This window comes from Stenotrophomonas sp. AC248 (genome assembly GCF_979258185.1).
In genome coordinates, this window is record NZ_OZ409840.1 from 1431567 (window position 1) to 1451112 (window position 19546).

Annotated in this window: 15 protein-coding genes and 1 pseudogene; 3 read left to right on the forward strand and 13 right to left on the reverse strand. The window is 67.8% G+C overall.

The features are described from left to right. Nucleotides 1-120: 120 nt before the first annotated feature. From ACZ0AE_RS06525 to ACZ0AE_RS06535, 3 genes are read right to left on the reverse strand one after another with little or no spacing between them, the layout of a single operon-like run. Nucleotides 121-1560, reverse strand: coding sequence for a TolC family protein (locus tag ACZ0AE_RS06525; RefSeq protein WP_463600661.1), 1440 nt, complete (start codon nucleotides 1558-1560; stop codon nucleotides 121-123). Next, nucleotides 1557-3527 carry a MacB family efflux pump subunit gene (locus ACZ0AE_RS06530; RefSeq protein WP_463600662.1) on the reverse strand — a complete coding sequence of 657 codons (1971 nt, stop codon included), beginning with the start codon at nucleotides 3525-3527 and terminating at the stop codon, nucleotides 1557-1559. The genes ACZ0AE_RS06525 and ACZ0AE_RS06530 overlap by 4 nt, the downstream gene beginning before the upstream one ends. Beyond that, the gene (locus tag ACZ0AE_RS06535) at nucleotides 3524-4765 is read right to left on the reverse strand and encodes an efflux RND transporter periplasmic adaptor subunit (RefSeq protein ID WP_038689403.1); all 1242 of its coding nucleotides are present in this window, start codon (nucleotides 4763-4765) and stop codon (nucleotides 3524-3526) included. Before ACZ0AE_RS06535 ends, ACZ0AE_RS06530 begins: the two co-directional genes overlap by 4 nt. A 201-nt stretch (nucleotides 4766-4966) precedes the next feature. On the opposite strand from ACZ0AE_RS06535, the gene ACZ0AE_RS06540 reads away from it, so the two are divergent. From ACZ0AE_RS06540 to ACZ0AE_RS06550, 3 genes are all read left to right on the forward strand, one after another. Beyond that, a complete protein-coding gene (locus ACZ0AE_RS06540; protein ID WP_038689401.1) occupies nucleotides 4967-5695 on the forward strand; it encodes a response regulator in 729 nt (242 codons plus the stop codon). Continuing rightward, nucleotides 5692-7095 (forward strand): ATP-binding protein, encoded by a 1404-nt coding sequence (locus tag ACZ0AE_RS06545; RefSeq protein ID WP_463600663.1) that lies wholly within the window; start codon nucleotides 5692-5694, stop codon nucleotides 7093-7095. The genes ACZ0AE_RS06540 and ACZ0AE_RS06545 overlap by 4 nt, the downstream gene beginning before the upstream one ends. Nucleotides 7096-7248: 153 nt before the next feature. Then, nucleotides 7249-10272 (forward strand): two-component regulator propeller domain-containing protein, encoded by a 3024-nt coding sequence (locus ACZ0AE_RS06550; RefSeq protein WP_463600664.1) that lies wholly within the window; start codon nucleotides 7249-7251, stop codon nucleotides 10270-10272. A 465-nt stretch (nucleotides 10273-10737) separates the two neighbouring features. Here the strand turns inward: ACZ0AE_RS06550 and rnt are convergent, their stop codons facing one another. From rnt to pstS, 10 genes and pseudogenes are all read right to left on the reverse strand, one after another. Further along, nucleotides 10738-11388, reverse strand: a complete 651-nt coding sequence (gene rnt, locus ACZ0AE_RS06555; RefSeq protein WP_425598277.1) for a ribonuclease T — start codon at nucleotides 11386-11388, stop codon at nucleotides 10738-10740. A 40-nt stretch (nucleotides 11389-11428) separates the two neighbouring features. Then, nucleotides 11429-11938, reverse strand: coding sequence for an HvfX family Cu-binding RiPP maturation protein (locus tag ACZ0AE_RS06560; protein WP_463600665.1), 510 nt, complete (start codon nucleotides 11936-11938; stop codon nucleotides 11429-11431). Between the two features lie 22 nt (nucleotides 11939-11960). Then, nucleotides 11961-12716: an HvfC family RiPP maturation protein gene (locus ACZ0AE_RS06565; RefSeq protein ID WP_463600666.1), complete on the reverse strand. Its 756-nt coding sequence runs from the start codon at nucleotides 12714-12716 to the stop codon at nucleotides 11961-11963. Beyond that, entirely contained in the window at nucleotides 12709-13581 is an 873-nt protein-coding gene (locus ACZ0AE_RS06570) for an HvfB family MNIO-type RiPP peptide maturase (RefSeq protein ID WP_038689393.1), read from the reverse strand. Before ACZ0AE_RS06570 ends, ACZ0AE_RS06565 begins: the two co-directional genes overlap by 8 nt. Further along, nucleotides 13568-13945 (reverse strand): HvfA family oxazolone/thioamide-modified RiPP metallophore, encoded by a 378-nt coding sequence (locus tag ACZ0AE_RS06575; protein ID WP_463600667.1) that lies wholly within the window; start codon nucleotides 13943-13945, stop codon nucleotides 13568-13570. The genes ACZ0AE_RS06570 and ACZ0AE_RS06575 overlap by 14 nt, the downstream gene beginning before the upstream one ends. A 659-nt stretch (nucleotides 13946-14604) precedes the next feature. Then, nucleotides 14605-15311, reverse strand: a pseudogene (gene phoU / locus ACZ0AE_RS06580) (phosphate signaling complex protein PhoU). A 31-nt stretch (nucleotides 15312-15342) separates the two neighbouring features. Next, entirely contained in the window at nucleotides 15343-16173 is an 831-nt protein-coding gene (gene pstB / locus ACZ0AE_RS06585) for a phosphate ABC transporter ATP-binding protein PstB (protein WP_038689387.1), read from the reverse strand. A 19-nt stretch (nucleotides 16174-16192) separates the two neighbouring features. Next, nucleotides 16193-17068: a phosphate ABC transporter permease PstA gene (pstA, locus tag ACZ0AE_RS06590; protein ID WP_463600668.1), complete on the reverse strand. Its 876-nt coding sequence runs from the start codon at nucleotides 17066-17068 to the stop codon at nucleotides 16193-16195. After that, complete coding sequence (pstC, locus tag ACZ0AE_RS06595; protein ID WP_038689384.1) at nucleotides 17068-18036, reverse strand: phosphate ABC transporter permease subunit PstC; 969 nt, start codon at nucleotides 18034-18036, stop codon at nucleotides 17068-17070. Before pstC ends, pstA begins: the two co-directional genes overlap by 1 nt. A 109-nt stretch (nucleotides 18037-18145) precedes the next feature. Next, the gene (gene pstS / locus ACZ0AE_RS06600; protein ID WP_463600669.1) at nucleotides 18146-19237 is read right to left on the reverse strand and encodes a phosphate ABC transporter substrate-binding protein PstS; all 1092 of its coding nucleotides are present in this window, start codon (nucleotides 19235-19237) and stop codon (nucleotides 18146-18148) included. Nucleotides 19238-19546: the final 309 nt, after the last annotated feature.

The following is a 19546-nucleotide window of genomic DNA, read 5'->3' on the forward strand; positions in this document are numbered from 1 at the left end:
TGCGGCGTACGAAAGCCGACCAACGGTCGGCTCTACCGGGGTGGGTCGACAGCCGACCAACGGTCGGCTCTACCGGGTGGGTCGATAGCCGACCAACGGTCGGCTCTACCCCCCGGGGTGTCAGCCTGCGCTGCCGCCCAATGCCTTGAACAACGTTACGTCGTTGATCAACTGCCGCTGCCTCACCGAGGCCAGCGACAGTTCGGCATCGCGCCGGGTCTGCTGCGCTTCCAGCCAGGTGCGCAGGTCGGTGGCGCCTACCCGGTAGCGCACCTCGTACATCCGTTCGATCGCGACGGCTTCGTCGTAGGACGCCTGTGAGGCCGCCACCTGCGTGGCGAACTGCGTGCGTGCCGACAGGGCGTTGTCCACCTCCGACAGCGCGGTGTACAGCGTGCGGCGGAAGCCGTTGGCGGCGATCTGGTAATCGGTACCGGCCAGCCGGGTGTTCAACTGGGCCTGGCGCACATTGAGGAACGGCAGCGACAGCCCGGCACCGAGGGTGGCCACCGGGTTCTTCAGCACGTCGGAGAGCGAGGTGGCACCGGTACCGACGCTGCCGGTCAGGCTGAGCGCCGGGTAGTACTGGGTGGCGGTCACCTTGATGGTCTTCAGGCTGTTGCGCAGGCGCAGTTCGGCCGCGCGCAGGTCCGGACGGCGGCCGAGCAGATCGGCCGGCAGGCCTTCGCCCACCACCGGGCTGCCCACACGCGCCAACTGCTGCGGCTCATCGGCCAGTGCCAGCGGCTGCCCATCCAGCAGCACCGTCAACGCATTGCGGGCGGCAACGCGCTGCTGCTCCAGTGCACTCTGCGCGGCGCGCTGGGCTTCCAGGCTCTGGGCAGCCTGGCGCACTTCCAACCGCGACACCGCACCGGCATCGAAGCGGGCCTGGACCAGCTCGCGGGTGCGCTGCAGCCGTTCCAGGTTGGCCTGACCGGCGGCAATGGACTGGTTGAGGAACGCCAGCGTCCAGTACTGCGTCGCCACGTCGCTGATCACCAGCAGGGCGGTGTTCTGCAGGTCTTCCTGGCTGGCCTGGGCTTCCCACTGGGCGATGTCGCGCTGGGTGCGCAGGCGCCCCCACAGGTCGATCTCCCATTGCAGGGATACGCCGGCCGAGCTGCCGCGGTTCCAGTCCGCGCGCTGGTCGATCGGGCGGTTGCCGCTGCTGCTGACACTGCCCGAGGGCTGCGGCCACAGCGCGTTGTCGGCCAGCCCGGCCTGCAGGCGCGCGCGCTGCACGGCCAGCCCGGCAGAGGCCAGGTCTGTGTTGGCGGCCAGGGCGCGATCAACTACGCGGTCCAGGCCGGGGTCACCAAACTGGGTCCACCAGGCATCGCTGCGGACATCGGCGGTCGCCGCATGCGGCTGTTCGGTGACCGCCTCGGTGGGGGTGTTCAAGGCGGCATCGCCACGGCCGTAGCTGGCCGGGACCGTCGGTGCATCGATCGGGTAGCGGCCGGTGCTGACACAGGCCGACAAAGCCAGCGCGGTCACGCAGGCCAGGGCTAACGGACGCAGCGAAGCAGGGTGCAACAGGGCAGGAGAAATCTTCATTCGCGCGCCAGCGCCTCCACGGGATCAAGTTGGGCGGCATTGCGCGCCGGAAGGAAGCCGAACGCCACGCCGATCAGGCTGGAGCAGGCAAACGCGGCCACGATGGATGCGGTCGAGAACAGCATCTGGAAGTCCGGCGCGAATTTGCCGAACAGCCAGCCGACCACCAGTGACAGACCGACGCCAAGCAGGCCACCGAGCAGGCAGACCAGCACCGCCTCGATCAGGAACTGCTGGCGGATGTCGCTCTGCCGCGCGCCGACCGCCATGCGCACGCCGATCTCGCGGGTGCGCTCGGTCACCGACACCAGCATGATGTTCATCACGCCGATGCCGCCGACCAGCAGCGCGATCGCGGCGATCGCACTGATCAGCAGCGTCATCGTGCGGGTGGTCTGCTCGATGGTCTGGCGGATCTCGGCGCTGTTGCTGAGGAAGAAGTCCTCGGCGCCATGCCGCATGATCAGCAGCTTGGAAATCGCCGATTGCGCGGCATCCATCGGGGTGGCGTCATCCACGCGCACGGTGATGCTGGAGACATGGCTCTGGCCCAGCATGCGCGACATCACTGTGGTGTAGGGCACCCACACGCTCAAGCTGGTACTGCCACCAAAGCCGAAGCTCTGCCGCTGGGCCACGCCGACCACGCGGACCGGCACGTTGCCCAGCAGGATCACCTGGCCCACCGGGTCTTCGCCGTTGGGGAAGAACTGGGTGCGGGTGTTCTCATCGATGATCGCCACCTGGGCCAGGCTGCGTACCGCATCGGTGTCGAAGAAGCTGCCGGCGATCAGGGTGACGCCCTTGACCCGGAAGAACTGCTCGCCCACGCCGCTGACCTGCGCGGTGGCCGACTGGTTGCGGTAGCGCGCGGTTACCGAGGACGACACGCTGGGCGTGGCACTGTCGATGTAGCTCTGCCGCGCCAGCGCATCGGCATCGCTGGCCTTGAGGGTCTGCACCCGCGCCGAGCGCATGTCGCCGAAACCGCGTCCGGGATAGACGTCGATGGTGTTGGTGCCCAGCGCGCTGATGTTCTGCAGGATCTGCTGCTGCGAGCCATTGCCCATTGCCACCACCGAGACCACCGAGGCGATGCCGATGATGATGCCGAGCATGGTCAGGAAGGTACGCAGGCGGTGGGCATTCATCGCCAGCAGGGCCATGCGGAAGGCTTCGGTGAAGCGATCGCGAGCGGCCCGCCAGCTGTTGCCCTTGCCGGCGGCCACGGTCGGCTGGCGCTGCGCGCGGTAGCGCGGCGCATTCGGATTGAGACGGTCGGCGATGATCTCGCCGTCGCGGATCTCGATGATGCGCTGGGCGTGTTCGGCCACGCTCATGTCGTGGGTGACGATGATGATGGTGTGCCCCTCGGCATGCAGCTCGCCGAGGATGCCCATCACTTCTTCGCCGGATTTGGTGTCCAGTGCGCCGGTCGGCTCATCGGCCAGGATCACCTCGCCGCCGTTCATCAGTGCACGCGCAATGGACACGCGCTGCTGCTGGCCGCCGGAGAGCTGGCCGGGCTTGTGGTTCATGCGGTCGCCCAGCCCGAGCCGCTGCAGCAGCTGCTCGGCACGCGCGGTACGCACCGGCCCCGGGCTGCCCGCATACACCGCCGGCACGGCCACGTTGCCGCGTGCGTCCAGATCACCGAGCAGGTGGTAGCGCTGGAAAATGAAGCCGAAATGCTCGCGGCGCAGCTCGGCCAGTTCGTCCGGTTCCATGCTGCCGGTCTCGCGGCCGGCCACCTGGTAGCTGCCACGGGTAGGACGATCCAGGCAGCCGAGGATGTTCATCAGCGTGGACTTGCCCGAGCCGGACTGGCCGACGATGGCGACGATCTCGCCGGCGGCGATGTCCAGGTTGACGTCGCGCAGCACCGCGATGGTCTCATCGCCCGCGGGAAATTCGCGGCGCAGGTCGCGCAGCCGCAGCAGCGGCGTGCCGGTGGATGCCGGGGTCATCGACGCGGTCCGCCCATGCCCGGGCCACCGATCCGCACCTGCGCACCGCCGCGTCCACCACTGCCGCTGCCGCCGGCGGCAGCGCCACCTTCACCCACCACCACTTTCTCGCCTTCCTTCAGCCCGGACAGCACTTCGGCCGTGGCGCCGTTGTTGATGCCGATCTTGACCTTGCGCGGCGTGGGCATGCCGTCGGCATCGGCCACGCGCACCATGTACTGGCCATCGCGGGTCTTCGGGCCCAGGGCCACGGCCGGAATGGTCAGCACGCCCTTGGCCTGCTTGAGCATCACCGACACCTGCGCGGTCATGTCGATGCGCAGCGTGCCGTCGGGGTTTTCCACGTCGAACAGTGCGTTGTAGTACACCGCGCTGCTGGCGCTGGAACTGGACGAACTGGAACTGGACGAACTGTCGTTGGCGATCGACGACGGTGCCGGGTTCACCTGGCGCAGGGTGGCGTGGTACTTGCGGTCCGGCTCGCCCAGCGTGGTGAAGTACACCGGCATGCCGGCCTTGATCTTCACCACGTCCGCCTCCGACACCTCGGCATTGACCGTGACCAGGTCCAGCCGCGCCAGCATCACGATGGTCGGTGCGGTCTGGTTGGCGTTGACGGTGCGGCCTTCCTCGGCCACCACCGCGACCACGGTGCCGTCCATCGGCGCGATGATGCGGGTATAGGCCAGGTTGGCGCGGGCGGTGCCCAGTTCGGTTTCGCGGCCCTTGATCTGTGCGTCGTAGGACTGGATCTGGGCACGCGCGGTTTTCAGCTTGGCATCGGCGGCGTCGTACTCGGCGCGCGAGGTGGCCTCGGCGGCGAGCATCTGCTGCTGGCGGGCGAATTCCAGTTCTGCTTCACGCAGGCTGGCCTGCTGCACCGAGCGCTGGGCCTTGACCTGGTCCAGCGTGGCCTGCGCGTTGAGCACCTGGTTCTGCTGGGTGGTGGCGTCGATCTCGGCAATCAGGTCGCCCTGCTTGACGCTATCGCCCAGCTGCACCTTCAGCGACTTGATCTGGCCCGAGGCCTGCGCGCCGACGCTGACCAGCTTGTAGGCGTCGATCACCCCGGTGGCTTCCACGGTCTGTTCGATGTCCCCGCGGCTGACCGGCGTGGTGGCCAGGGCCGGTGCGGCCGGCTTGCGCAGGGTCCATGCGACAATCGCACCCAGCACGGCAATCACGATGATCAACAGCAGCACACGGCCGCGACGGGTGGTGGGCAGGCGGGGCTTCACGATGATCGTCTACTCGGCAGGCCGGCGTGCGGCGTTGTCAGCATTGTGAAGACCGCTCGGCGAAGGCTCAACACTCGCCATGTGTCGCGGCGTAACCAGACCGGGGCCGGTGTGTGTCGTTGTGTGTCTGTGGCGGCCCTTGAAACACGTGTACGTAAACCACTGGATGCGGTTCAGCTCCCGACAGGGGATCATGGCCGCATGGAGACTCCCAACCCGATGCATCGACTGCTGATCGTCGACGACGACAACGACATCCGCCAGCTGCTGGCCGAACAACTGGGCCGTGCCGGCTACCAGGTGAGCACCGCCGGCGATGGCCATGGCATGCGCCAGGTACTCGAGCGCGAGCACGTGGACCTGATCGTGCTCGACCTCAACCTGCCGCGCGAAGACGGTCTTACCCTGTGCCGCGACCTGCGTGCGCGCTCCAACACGCCGGTGATCATGCTCACCGCGCGCAGCGAGCCGATCGACCGCGTGCTGGGCCTTGAGATGGGTGCCGACGACTACCTGGGCAAGCCCTTCGAGCCCCGCGAACTGCTGGCGCGCATCCGCAACGTGCTGCGCCGTACCGAAGCGCTGCCGGCCAACCTGGAGCCGCTGGCCATTCGCCGTGCCCGGTTCTCGCACTGGATCTTCGACCTGGAGCATCGCCACCTGCTCGATCCCGATGGCCGTGTGGTGGTGCTGTCCGGCGCGGAGTTCCGGCTGCTGCGGGTGTTTGTCGGGCACGCCAACAAGGTGTTGTCACGCGAGCAGCTGGTGGCGCTCAGCAGCGGCCGCACCTATGAATCGCAGGACCGCGCGATCGACCTGCAGGTGAGCCGGCTGCGCAACAAGCTGGCCGACGACGGCGGCAGCGACGGATTGATCAAGACCGTGCGCAACGAAGGGTATGTGCTGGCCACGGCAGTGACGCTGGAATGAATCGCCTGCGCCGGTTCTTCGCCTCCATGGTGGGGCGCCTGTTCGTGATCCTGCTGCTGGGCATGAGCGTGGCCGCGATCGGCGCGACGATGCTGGCCAGTTCCAAGCGCCAGCAGGAGTTCGAGCGGCAGAACCTCAACCGCATCGCCGACCGGCTGCAGGGCTACGTGAACCTGCTCGATGGCAACCCCGAGCTGCGTGAGCGCCTGCTCGACAGCGGCGGCCCAAGCGTGCGGCGACTGCCGCCCGGTGCCCGGGTAGGGCGCCCGGACGCGGCCTTGATGGAAGTGCTGGACGATCGCCCCGGGCCGGTGTCGAGCAGCCAGGTGGCCTTCACCTCGTTCCGTTCCTGCCTGCCCACGTTGCCGGAGCTGCCGCACCCGAAGAAGCCGCGCAACGGCCCGCCGCGCGAGCGCGACCCGGCCTTCATTCCGCCCCGCTGCCGCATGGTGTCGCTGCGCCTGAGCGACGGCACGCCGCTGCAGCTGGCGCTGGACTCGCCGGCGGTGGCCCACAACGGCATCCTGGCCGTGGACCCGCTGTTTCTGACCCTGCTGGTGCTGGCCATCGCGGTGCTGGCCTATATCGTGGCGCGCATGGCCAGCGCGCCGCTGCAACGCCTGGCCGCGGCCGCCGCGGCACTGGGCGATGACCTGCAGGGCGCGCCGATGCCGGTGACCGGACCGCTGGAAGTGCGCCGCGCCGCAGAAGCGTTCAATGCCATGCAGAAGCGGCTGCAGCGCCACCTTGGCGAGCGCACCCAGATGCTGGCGGCAATCACCCATGACCTGCAGACCCCGGTTACCCGGCTGCGCCTGCGGCTGGAGAATGTCGCCGATGAAGCGCTGCGCGAGCGCCTTGTGGGCGACCTGGCCGCGATGCAGGCGCTGATCCGCGAAGGCCTGGAGCTGGCGCGCAGTGCCGAAAGCGCCGAACAACGCGCGGCGCTGGACCTGGACTCGCTGCTGGAGAGCATCGTGGAAGACGCCGGCGAAGCCGGTGCCGACGTGCGCTTCGAACACCCCAGCGGGGCGGTGCTGATGCTGCGCCCGTTGGCGATGCACCGGTTGTTCTCCAACCTGGTCGACAACGCGGTCACCTACGGGCACTCGGCACGGGTCAGCGTGGAGCAGGATGCCGAGCGGGTGGTCGTGCGAATCCGTGACAGCGGCCCCGGCCTGCCGGAAGAAGAGCTGGAGGCGGTGTTTGATCCGTTCGTGCGGCTGGAAACCTCGCGCTCGCGCGAGACCGGTGGCGCCGGGCTGGGCCTGACCATCGCGCGTGCCCTGGCCGAAAAAGACGGGGCGCGGTTGCTGTTGCGCAACCATCCGCAGGGTGGGCTGGAGGCGGTGGTGGAATGGCCGGCCACGTTGCGCGTGGGGACCTGGCGCCCGGGCTGAGCATTCTCGCCACACACACGCGCGGTTTTGCCTACTATGGGCAACTCCCCCCGCGTTATCCCGCATGAGCGTGCCTTTCTTCGTCGGTTGCCCCATTGGTGCATCGCCGCTTGCCGCGCGGCGCCCAGGCTGTTTCCCGGCCGGTCCCCACGGATGAACCCAGGGGGGCGCGGGAGCCGGTGGCGGCCGGTACATCGACAGTTTGCCCGGTGTCTTGGCACTGCCTTGGTGTGGTTGTGCCTGCTGTGCGCGCTGCCGTCCACGGTGGGGGCGCAGGACGGGCCACCGCCGCTGCGCGACTACGCCATCGACGTGTGGACCTCGCGCAATGGCCTGCCGCACAACTCGCTGCGCGACATCGCCCAGACCCCCGAAGGCCACCTGTGGTTCGCCACCTGGGAAGGGCTGGTGCGCTACAACGGCCTGGATTTCACCGTCTTCGACCGCAGCACTCGGCCGGGCCTGCGCGACAACGGCGTGGGCGCGTTGCTGGTGGACCGCAGCGGTGGGCTGTGGATCAGTGATTCACGCGGCAACGTGACCCGGCGCGGCAGCGACGGGCGCTGGCAGGTCTACGAACACCAGCCCGGTACGCCGCAGGTGCTGATCCAGGCCATGCAGATGGACAGCCACGGCCGCCTGTGGCTGCTTTACGAAGGGCAGGGCATCGGCAGCCTCGCCCCGGACGGTCGCATCGAGTACCAGAAACCGCCGGCCGGTGTGCCGATGGCCATGAGCTTCACCAAACTGGTGGTGGACGCGCAGGACCGGGTCTGGGTGGGCACCCTGGACGGGCTGGTGGTGCGCGACACCGACGGCGTGCTGCGCCGTGCGCCCGAGCGTTTCGGGCTCGGGCACGGCCTGGTGTGGCCCTACCGCGGGCCGGACGGCGTGGTCTGGATCGTGGCCGGCGAACGCATCTACCGCATGCAGGATGGCGTGCCGCAGCTGCAGCACCGCCTGCCCGGGGTGATGCACATCACCGCGATGCTGCAGGATCGCCATGGCGACCTGTGGCTGGGCACCGAGAACCAGGGCCTGCTGCGGCTGTCGCGGCATGGCCTGGAGCGCCTGCCCACCGGGCTGTCGCTGCCCGGCGGGCGCGTGGTGAGCCTGCGCGAGGACGCCGAAGGCAGCATCTGGGTGGGCGCCAACGGCGGCCTGTACCGGCTGCGCGAAACCTTGTTCAGCAGCTTCACCGAGCGCGACGGGCTCAGCGGCGACTACATCCGCACGGTGCTGGAGGACCAGCAGCGGCAGCTGTGGATCGGCAGTGCCAGCGGTCTGGACCGGCGCGATGCACAGGGCCGTTTCTCGCCGGTGGCGTTGCGCAACAGCGGCGGCAAGACCCCCTCGGTGCTCAGCCTGGCCCAGGACCACGAGAATGATCTGTGGGTCGGCACGTTCGGCGACGGGGTGTTCCGGCTGGATGCCCAGGGCCGCACCCTGCGCAACTACGGCACCGCCGATGGCCTGCCCGGCGGCAACATCCGCGCCATCAGCGTGGACCGCGCCGGCGTGGTCTGGGCCGGCACCCAGAAGGGCGTGGTGCGCATCGATGACCACGGCGTGGAAGTGCCGCGTGCGCCGGGCATGCCGGGCGGCCTGATTACCGCCCTGGCCCACGACGCCGACGGCGCCTTGTGGATCGGCACCATCGAGGGCATCCGCGTGCTGCGCGGCAACCGCGTGCAGAGCATCGACCTGGCCCCGCTGGGCGGCGGTCGCAGCGTGTTCGGCTTCCAGCAGGTGGGCGATGCGATGTGGGTCAGCAGCGACCGCGGCCTGTACCGCTGGCAGGACGGCCGCCTGGCACGGGTCGGGCTGGAGCAGGGCATGCCGGTGGACACCGTGTTCCAGCTGGTGCCCGACCGCATCGGCAACGTCTGGATCAGCAGCAACCGCGGCGTGCTGCGCACCGACATGGCGATGCTCAACGAGGTAGCCGATGGCCGCGCACCGCGGGTCGAGGTGGAGCATTACAACGAGATCGACGGCATGGCCAATTCGCAGGCCAACGGCAGTTCCGGCCCGTCGGCCATCCTGCGCCAGGACGGCACGTTCTGGGTGGTCACCGCAGGCGGCCTGAGCATGGTCGACCCGCTGCGCCTGCAGCGCTTCCGCGAGCGGCTGGCCCCGCCGGCGGTGATCGAAAGCGTGCAGGTCGATGGCAAGCCGCTGCACTGGCAGGGCGAGAACCACAACAGCATTCCCGGTGGACGCCGGCTCAGCGTGAGCTATGTGGGCCTGAGCTACCTGATGTCCGAGCGGATCCGCTACCGCACCCGCTTGAGCGGCCTGGACAAGGGCTGGATCGAACGCGGCCAGCAGCGCAGCGTGGAGTTCATCGGCCTGCCGCCGGGCGATTACACCCTGCACGTGTCCGCCGCGCATCCCGGTGGCAGCTGGAGTGACAGCGAGGCGGTGTGGGAATTCACCGTTGAACCGTTCCTGTGGCAGCGCCGCAGTGTGCAGGTGGTGGCCGCGCTGCTGCTGTTGGGCGGTCTGATCGCGTTGTACCTGTACCTGATCCATCGCTACAAGGCCAGCAACGTGCGCCTGGCGCGGATGGTGGATGAAGCCACCCGCGACCTGCAGGCGCAGACGGTGAACCTGCAGGCGTTGAACCAGGAAAAAACCGAACTGGCCGACCGGCTGGCGGTGCAGGCCGAGCAGTTCGGCCGGCAGGCACGCGAGGATGCGTTGACCGGTCTGCCCAACCGGCGGGCCTTCGATGAGGCACTGGCGCGCGACTTCGCCCGGTCCCAGCGCAGCGGCCACCCGCTGTGCCTGGTGGTGCTGGACATCGACCACTTCAAGGAGGTCAACGACCAGCACAGCCACAGCGTGGGTGACGTGGTGCTGGTGGAAGTGGCGCGCGTGATCGCCTCGGCCTGCCGCGATTCGGACATGCCCGCGCGCACGGGCGGCGAAGAGTTCACGCTGCTGCTCAACGACACTCGCCTGGCCGAAGCGGCGCAGGTGTGCGCGCGCCTGCGCGGGCTGTTCCATGACCACCCGGACTGGGCCGGCGTGCCGGGCCTGAAGGTGACCTTCAGCGCGGGACTGGTGGAACTGGACGCCGCCGACCGCACCCCGATGCTGCTCTACCAGCGCGCCGACCGCGCGCTGTACCGGGCCAAGAGCGAAGGCCGCGACCGCACCGCGATCGGGTAGAGCCGACCGTTGGTCGGCTGTTCGTGGTGTGTGGCATGCAGGCGGTTGGCGCGAAGAGCAGCCGACCAACGGTCGGCTCTACCCGGCGAAGCGACACCCCGGTAGAGCCGACCGTTGGTCGGCTGTACGTGGTGGGTGGCATGCAGGCGGTTGGCGCGAACGGCAGCCGACCAACGGTCGGCTCTACCAGGCGAAGCGACACATCGGTTAGAGCCGACCGTTGGTCGGCTGTTCGTGGTGCGTGGCATGCAGGCGGTTGGCGCGAAGAGCAGCCGACCAACGGTCGGCTCTACCCGGCGAAGCGACACATCGGGTAGAGCCGACCGTTGGTCGGCTGTTCGTGGTGCGTGGCATGCAGGCGGTTGGCGCGAACGGCAGCCGACCAACGGTCGGCTCTACCAGGCGAAGCGGCACATCGGGTGCAGCCGACCAACGGTCGGCTCTACCTTCGAGGGGCGTACCGGGTTACCGCGGCCAGGCGTTGGCGATGGTGCAGAACAGCTTGGCGGTCTGCTCGGTGTCGTACACCGCGCTGTGCGCTTCGTCGGCGTCCCAGCCCAGCCCGGCGGCAGCGGCGGCGCGGGCGAGGACGGTCTGGCCATAGGCGATGCCGGCCATGGTCACTGTGTCGAACACGCTGAAGGGGTGGAACGGGTTGCGCTTGTGGCCCACCCGGTTCACCGCGGCGTTGACGAAACCCAGGTCGAAGTGCGCGTTGTGCCCGACCAGGATCGCGCGCTGGCAGCCGTACTTCTTCACCGCCGCACGTACCGGCGCGAAGATGTGGTCCAGTGCATCCTTCTCGGACTTGGCCAGGCGGAACGGGTGGTCGAGGATGATGCCGGTGATTTCCAGCGACTTCGGGTCGATCTCCAAACCTTCGGCCGGGATCACGTGGGCGCTGGCGGTCTGGCCGGGGTACAGCAGCCCGTTTTCGTCCATTTCGATCGGCACGGCGGCGATTTCGAGCAGCGCATTGCGGTTGCAGTCGAAGCCGCCGGTCTCCACGTCGATCACGACCGGCAGGAAGCCGCGGAAGCGCTGGGACATGGCCAGGTTCACTGCCGGGGCAGCAGGCGCCGGAGCGGCGGTGTGGGGCGAGGCGGCATCTGTCATGCGGCGATTCTAGCAGAGGGGGGCTGTACGCCCCCCGCGCTCAGGCCAGCGCAGGCGTGCGTGCCAGGCAGCGTTGCAGCAGCCGGTCCAGGCTCAGTGGGCCGGCCCCCTGCAGGGCCAGCGGCAGCAGCATGGCCATGAACAGCACGGGCAGCTTGAAGTTGCCAAAGCCCTGGTCGGTGATGGCATAGCCCATCGCCAGCTCGCCCAGCCCGTCCCAGTGCATGGGCCAATGCACGGCGGCGGTGGCCACCGCGGTCAGCACCAGCAGGCTGCTGGCGGCCATGCGCGTGCCCAGGCCGACCAGCAGGCAGCCCGCGCCCACCAGCTCGAACCACGTGGCCAGCTGCCAGTTGATGCCGGCCGGTATCTGGTCGAAAGGAAACGGGAACGCCTGCTGCAGGTCGCCGAACCAGTTGCTGCCGTGCAGTTTCTCGCGGCCGGATTCGAAATACTCCCAGGCCATCAGCAGGCGCAGGCCAAGCGGGGCAATCCACGGGCCGAGCGGGTCCAGCCGGCCGCGCAGGGCGGCCAGGTACGGTGTCTTCATCAACGGAATCCTTGGTGGGGGATCAGGAAGCGGGCGGGGCCGGGCCGATAACGCCGCTGCCGTGGAACTGGCGCAGCAATGCTGCTCCGGGGGCGAGCAGTGCATCGGCGGCCAGGCCGTGGGCCCGTGCAAGCTGCTGCAGGTGCCACGTGCCGGCATGGCCGGGCTGTTGGCCGATTTGTTCCAGCAACTGCGCGGCCATCGGGCTGATGGACGCAAAACACACCTGCCCATCCGGGTCACGCCGCACCAGCAGCCCGGTGGGGACGTCGCCGGGCGTGTGAGGGGCGTCGTCGCTGCCCAGCCGGTGCACCGGCCAGTGGTACAGCAGCGGCCACGCCAACGGCGAACGCTGCAAGGGGGCGTGCATCGCGTCCCACCCGGGCGTGGCCGGCAGTGGTTGGGCATCAAGCTGGTACAACGCGGTTTCCACCCACTCGTAGTGGGCCAGTTCGGCCAGCGCCGGGTGCGGCAGCGTCGGCTGGGCCTGCAGCCACTGCACGAACTCGGCGGCCAGCTCGGTGAACAGCGGGGTCTGCGCACGGTGCTCGGCCACGAAGCGCCTTACCAGCACGGTCCACTCGGAATCACCCAGCAGCTGCACGCAGACCGGGAAGCCGGTGCCCAGCAGGCCCAGCAGGTTGTTGAACACCAGCCGCCGGTAAACCGCCACGCGCCGTGCATCCAATCCGGCGGGCGAGGCTACCTGTGCCGGGTCGCGCAGGTGGGTGGTGAGTGCCCGCTGCTGGGCGTGCAGGCGGGCCGGCGCGTCAGTCACGGGTGGCTCCGGCGTATGCGGCCATAAGCTGGCGGATGGTGCGCAGTTCGTCGCGCAGTTCGGGGTAGGGCGGGAAGTTGAAATCGCGTTCGAGCAGGGTGGGGCGTGCACCGATGCGCGCGTAGGTGCGGGCCAGCAGGTTCCAGACCGGATCGATCACGGCGCTGCCGTGGGTGTCGATCTTGAGGTCCTCGGCTTCGTCCAGGTGCCCGGCCACGTGCAGGCAGACGATGCGTTCGGCGGGCAGCCCGGCGATGAACGCGTCGGCGTCGTAGCCGTGGTTGCAGGCGTTGACGTAGACGTTGTTGACGTCCAGCAGCAGGTCGCAATCGGCTTCGGCCAGCACGGCGTTGGTGAAGGCCAGTTCGTCCATGGCCGGTTCGGGGGCGAGGTAGTAGGAGACGTTTTCCACCGCGATGCGGCGGCCCAGGACATCCTGCACGCGGGCGATGCGCGCGGCGGTGTGGTGCACGGCTTCATCGGTGAAGGGGATGGGCAGCAGGTCGTAGAGGTGGCCATCGTCGCTGCAGTAGCTCAGGTGTTCGCTGTACAGCGGTACCCGGTGCTGGTCGAGGAACCGGCCCACCTGTTCAAGGAGTTGGGTATCCAGCGGTGCGGTGCTGCCGAGCGACAGGGACAGGCCGTGGCAGCTCAGGGGGTAGCGCTGGGCGAGGTCGGCCAGGGCCTCCCCGGCAGGGCCGCCCACGCCGATCCAGTTTTCCGGGGCGCATTCGAGGAAGTCGAGGTCGCCGGCCGGGGCATCACGCAGGGTCTGCAGCAGTGCGCGGCGCAGGCCCAGCCCGGTCGCCGCCGCAGGCAGCGGCGACCGGTGCATGCCCGGGGCGATGCGGTCAGTGCTTGGCACCGCACTTGCCTTCGCCGCACTTGCCTTCCGCGGCCTTCTTGTCGCCGGCGGCCTTGGTTTTTGCGTCGGTACCCTTGCCCTTGTCGGCGCCGCACTTGCCTTCGCCACACTTGCCTTCGGCGGCCTTGGCGCCGGTTGCGGTGGCCGTTTTGTCAGCGGCCTTGGTGCCGGCCTTGTCGCCATGGGCGCCACACTTGCCTTCACCACATTTGCCTTCGGCGGCCTTGGTCGCGGCCTGTCCGGCAACGAGGTAGCCCTGGGCCAGGTCGGTCATGCTCAGCGCAGACGCCGACGCGGTGACGCCGAGGCCGGCGGCAAGCGCGGTGGCGGCCAGCAGGGACAGCGAACGGGTGGGATTGCTCATCGGGTGGTGCTCCTTGGTATGGGCCGGGGCCCGGGATGGCTGCGTGGGGTCAGCAGGTGTGGCCATGGTGGGCCGGCCCGGCTCAACGAATCCTCACACAGGATTCAACGTTTCGTGAAGTGTGGGGGTGGTTGTTTTTCTTTTTAGAAGCGAAAAGCCAGAGCTGGAGCAACAGCCACAGCCACAGCCACAGCCACAGCCGGTGGTGCGGGCGTGCCTGGCTTGGCGGGTACGGGTGGGTTGGCGGGACACGCCGCAAGTACGTCCGTGTAGGCTCGTGAGCGCCATCCATGGCGCCCAACGGTCCCGCCAACCCACCCGTACCCACCTATGACAGTGAGTCGGATCGCATCGAAAAAGCAGGGGATGTCTGCGCTTGCGATGTAGCTCTGCAGTGCGTTGCTTCTTCTATGGCTGCCGACCAGTTGTCTAGGGTGGGGGTGTGTGGGTTCGCGGGACCCTGAGCCGCATGGATGCGGCGACGGAGCCTACACGGACGTACTTGCGGCGTGTCCTGCGAACCCGCACACCCCCGCCCAACTCAGGTCAACGAGAAGACTGCAGCTGTTGAGCTCCATTCTTGGGCGACATGGAAGCCCGAAACGAAAAAAAGCCGCCACCCGAAGGCAACGGCTTTTGCTTTTCTACCATCAGGCAGTTCAGACGTGATCGGTGCTGCTGGTTTCGTCGCGCTTTTCGCGGGGGGCAGGACCTGCTCGCCGTGTACCAGGAACCAGACGTTCTCGGCGATGTTGGTGGCGTGGTCGCCCACGCGTTCCAGGTTCTTGGCCATGAACAACAGGTGCGTGCACGGCGTGATGTTGCGCGGGTCTTCCATCATGTAGGTCAGCAGCTCGCGGAACAGCGCGGTGTACTGTGCGTCCAGCCGTGCGTCGTCGTCGCGCAGTGCCAGCGCTGCGGCCGCGTCGTTGTCGCGGTAGGCCTCGATCGCGCGTCGTACCTGCTGGGCCGCCAGCCGACCCAGCGAACGCAGGCCCTGGATCTGCGGCAGCGGCGGTACCTTGCTCAGGGCGATCGAACGCTTCGCCACGTTCGCGGCGTAGTCACCGATGCGCTCGATATCGGCCGGAATGCGCAGGCCTGCCAGGATCTCGCGCAGGTCGCGCGCCATCGGTCCGCGCAGTGCAAGACGCATCACGTCGTGGCTGATCTGCTGCTCCAGGCCGTCAATCGCCTCGTCGTTGGCGATGATGCGCTGGGCGGCGTTCTCGTCGCGCTTTTCGATCACGTCCATCGACGCCTCGAGCTGTGCGACCGCCATCTCGCCCATGCGCACGATCTCGGCCACCAGCCGCTGCTGCTCTTCGTCGTAACTCTTGACGATATGGTCGTTGGGAATGCTCATGCGGGTGTCATCCAAAGGTTCGTGGCCGGGATCAGCCGAAACGGCCGGTGATGTAGTCTTCTGTCTGCTGCTTGTTGGGCTGCGAGAAGATCACTTCGGTGCGGTCGTGTTCGATCAGGTCGCCCAGGTACATGAAGGCGGTGTAGTCCGACACGCGCGCGGCCTGCTGCATGTTGTGGGTCACGATCACGATCGTGTAATCGTGCTTGAGCTCTTCCACCAGCTGCTCGATGCGGCTGGTGGAGATCGGGTCCAGCGCCGAGGTCGGCTCGTCCAGCAGCAGCACGTCCGGGCGCAGCGCCACGGCACGGGCAATGCACAGACGCTGCTGCTGGCCACCGGACAGGCCCAGCGCGCTCTGGTTGAGCTTGTCCTTCACCTCGTCCCACAGCGCACCCTGGCGCAGCGCCTGCTCGACGCGCACGGCCATGTCGGCCTTGGACAGCTTCTCGTGGTGGCGGATGCCGTAGGCCACATTCTCGAAGATGGTCATCGGGAACGGCACCGGCTTCTGGAACACCATGCCCACCTTGCTGCGCAGGCGGTTCATCGGGTACTTCGGCGCCAGGATGTTCTCGCCGTCCAGCAGCACCTCACCGCGCGCCTCCATTTTGGGGTACAGCGCGTAGATGCGGTTGAAGATGCGCAGCAGCGTGGACTTGCCGCAGCCGGACGGACCGATCAGGGCGGTGACGCGCTTTTCGGGGATCTCCAGCTCGATGTTCTTCAGCGCATGGAACTTGTCGTAGTAGAAGTCCAGTCCACGCGCGGCCAGCTTGATCGGCGCCGGGGTCTGCAGGTTTTCATGCGAGGCCGGGACCACGATGCGCTGCATCGGCACGGCGTTGGAAAGATCGTTCATGGCGATATCCGCGGAAAGGTCAGTCATGGGAGATACGGTTGCGCAGCAGGATGCCGCGCGCAGAGAGGCTGACCAGCAGCACGAACACGGTCAGCACCAGCGCGCCGGCCCAGGCCAGCACCTGCCAGGATTCATACGGGCTGCCGGCGAACTGGTTCATCACCACCGGGACCGAGGCCATCGGCTGGAACACGTTGCTGTTCCAGTACTGGTTGCCGAAGGCGGTGAACAGCAGCGGCGCGGTTTCACCGGAGATGCGGGCCAGTGCCAGCAGGATGCCGGTGACGATGCCGGCGGCGGCGCTGCGGTACAGCACCTGCACGGTCACCTTCCACTGCGGGATGCCCAGCGACAGCGCCGCTTCGCGCATCTGCGAGGGCACCAGGCGCAGCATCTCATCGGTGGTGCGCACCACCACCGGCAGCACGATGAAGGCCAGCGACAGCGCACCGGCGAAGGCCGAGAACTGCCCGCCGGTCTGCATCACGTACAGCGTGTAGACAAACAGGCCCAGCACGATCGACGGTGCCGACAGCAGGATGTCGTTGACGAAACGGACCACGGTGCCGGCCTTGCGGAAGTTGCCGTACTCGGCCAGCCAGGTGCCGGCCAGCACGCCCAGCGGCGTGCCGATGGCAATGGCCAGGCCGCACATCACCGCGCTGCCGAAGAACGCATTGGCCAGGCCGCCTTCCTGCATCGGCGGTGGGGTCATCTTGGTGAACAGGTCCAGGTTGATGCCCGCCAGGCCCTTGGAGGCCAGCGTCCACAGGATCCAGCCGAGGAAGAACAGGCCGAACAGCGCGGTCAGACAGGACATCAGCAGCGCGACCATATTGACGATGCGGCGGCGCAGGTACAGCGGCTGGGAAGAGCTCTTGGCGACGGTGGACATCAGTTGCCCTCCTTGCGGGACAGACGCATCAGCATCAGGCGGGCGATTGCCAGCACCACGAAGGTGACGATGAACAGCACGAAGCCGAGCAGCAGCAGCGCCGAGCGATAGGTTTCGGTGGCTTCACCGAAGTCGTTGGCGATCAGCGCGGCAATGGTGGTGCCCGGTTCCAGCAGCGACGGCGACAGGCGCACGCTGTTGCCGATCACGAAGGCCACCGCCATGGTTTCGCCGAGCGCGCGGCCCAGGCCCAGGAAGATGCCGCCGATGACCGCCGAGCGGGTGTAGGGCAGCACGATGTCCCAGCTGACTTCCCACTTGGTGGAGCCCAGCGCGTACGCCGATTCCTTCAGGCGGGTCGGCACGGTGAGGAACACTTCGCGCATCACCGAGGAGATGAAGGGAATGACCATGATGGCCAGCACGAAGCCGGCGGTAAGCACGCCGATGCCCAGCGGCGGGCCCTGGAACAGCGGACCGATGATCGGCAGGGTGCCCAGGTGGTCGTTGAGGAACGGGGTGACGTACTCGGTCATCACCGGCACCAGCACAAACAGGCCCCACATGCCGTAGATGATCGAGGGGATGCCGGCCAGCAGTTCGATGGCGGTACCGACCGGGCCACGCAACCAGCGCGGCGCCACTTCGGTGAGGAAGAAGGCGATGCCGAAGCTCACCGGCACGGCGATGACCATCGCGATCAACGCGGTGACCAGGGTGCCGTAGATGGGCGCGAGGGCGCCGAATTTGTTTTCGACCGGATTCCATTCGGACGAATAGAAGAAGCTCAGGCCCTGCTCCTGCAGGGCATGGCGGCCGCCCCACAGCATCGAGAGCGCGGCGCAGGCCAGGGCCACCAGCACCAGGATGACGGTGGCGATCAGGACCCACCGGAACAGTTTGTCATTGCGGGCGTCACGCAGGTCGCGGGTGGACGGTGCGGGAACAGGCTGGGCGATGGCATTCATGGGAAAGGCGGGGGCCCAAAATTAGGTGGGGTAGTGCCAGGCCATGCCTGGCAGAACGGTGTCATGGCGCCACACTCCGGACCCGCGCAACGCGCGGGTCCGGTCTGGATCACTTGAATTCAGCCGCCCAGTACCCTTCGATCTGCGTCACCAGCTCGGCCGGCAGCGGCACGTAATGCAGTTCGTTGGCCTGCTTCTGGCCGTTTTCGAAGGCCCACTTGAAGAACGCCAGGGTTTCCTTGCTGCGCTTGGCATCCTTGGGCTGCTTGTGCATCAGCATGAAATTGGTGGCGGTGATCGGCCACGCCTGGTCGCCCGGGGCGTTGGTGATGACCAGGTTGAAGTCCTTGGCGCTGGCCCAGTCGGCGCTGGCGGCGGCAGCGGCGAAGGTTTCCGCGCTCGGCTGCACCCAGTTGCCGGCGGCATTCTGCATCGAGGCATACGGCATGCCGTTCTGCAGCGCGTAGGCCAGTTCGACGTAGCCGATGGAGCCCTTGATCTGCTTCACGTACGAGGCCACGCCTTCGTTGCCCTTGCCACCCACGCCATCGGGCCACTGCACGGAGGTGCCTTCGCCGACCTTGCTCTTCCAGTCCGGGCTGACCTTGGACAGGTAGTTGGAGAAGTTGAAGGTGGTGCCCGAGCCGTCGGAGCGGTGGACCAGGGTGATCTTGCCGTCGGGCAGCTTGACGCCCGGGTTGGCGGCCACGATGGCCGGGTCGTTCCAGGTCTTGACTTTGCCCAGGAAGATATCGGCCAGCAGCGCGCCGTTGAGGCGCAGCTTGCCTGCTTCCAGGCCGTCGATGTTGACCACCGGCACCACGCCGCCGATCGCCGACGGGAACTGGCCAAGACCGGCCTGGGCCAGTTCTTCGCTGCTCAGCGGCTTGTCGGAAGAACCGAAGTCGACGGTGCCGGCCTTGATCTGCGCGATGCCGCCGCCGGAGCCGATGGACTGGTAGTTGATCTTGGCGCCGGTGGCGGTGTTGTAGTCAGCCGACCACTTGGACACCAGCGGGAAGATGAAGGACGCGCCGGCGCCGGAAATTTCAGCGGTCAGGCGATCACCGGCAGCGGGCGCAGCCGCGGGAGCGTCGGTAGCCGGCGCGGCAGCCTGGCCTTCGGCGCCCGGCTTGCAGGCGGAAAGACCCAGCGCGATGGCCAGGGAAAGGGCGGTCAAGCCAGCCGTGTGCAGTTTCATCGGTCACTCCGTAGCGGGATAGGGGCCGGTCTCTCCGGCGACGCTGCTATGAAATGATGTTTTTGTTACAGCCGTATGACGGTGTGACCGGGTGCACGTGGAGGCCTTGTGGGGCTTGGGTTCTGGTCGATTTCTCCAGGGGAAAGCATGAAGCCGCGCGGGCAACCTGCGCCCGGGCTGGGCGGGGAGGTGCGGGTTCGCGGGACACGCCGTGAACCCATCCATGGGGGCTCGTGTACGGCATCCATGCCGTACACGGTCCCGCGAACCCACACCTCCCCGCCCCTGAAAGTTGGCCGGAGGCCGTGG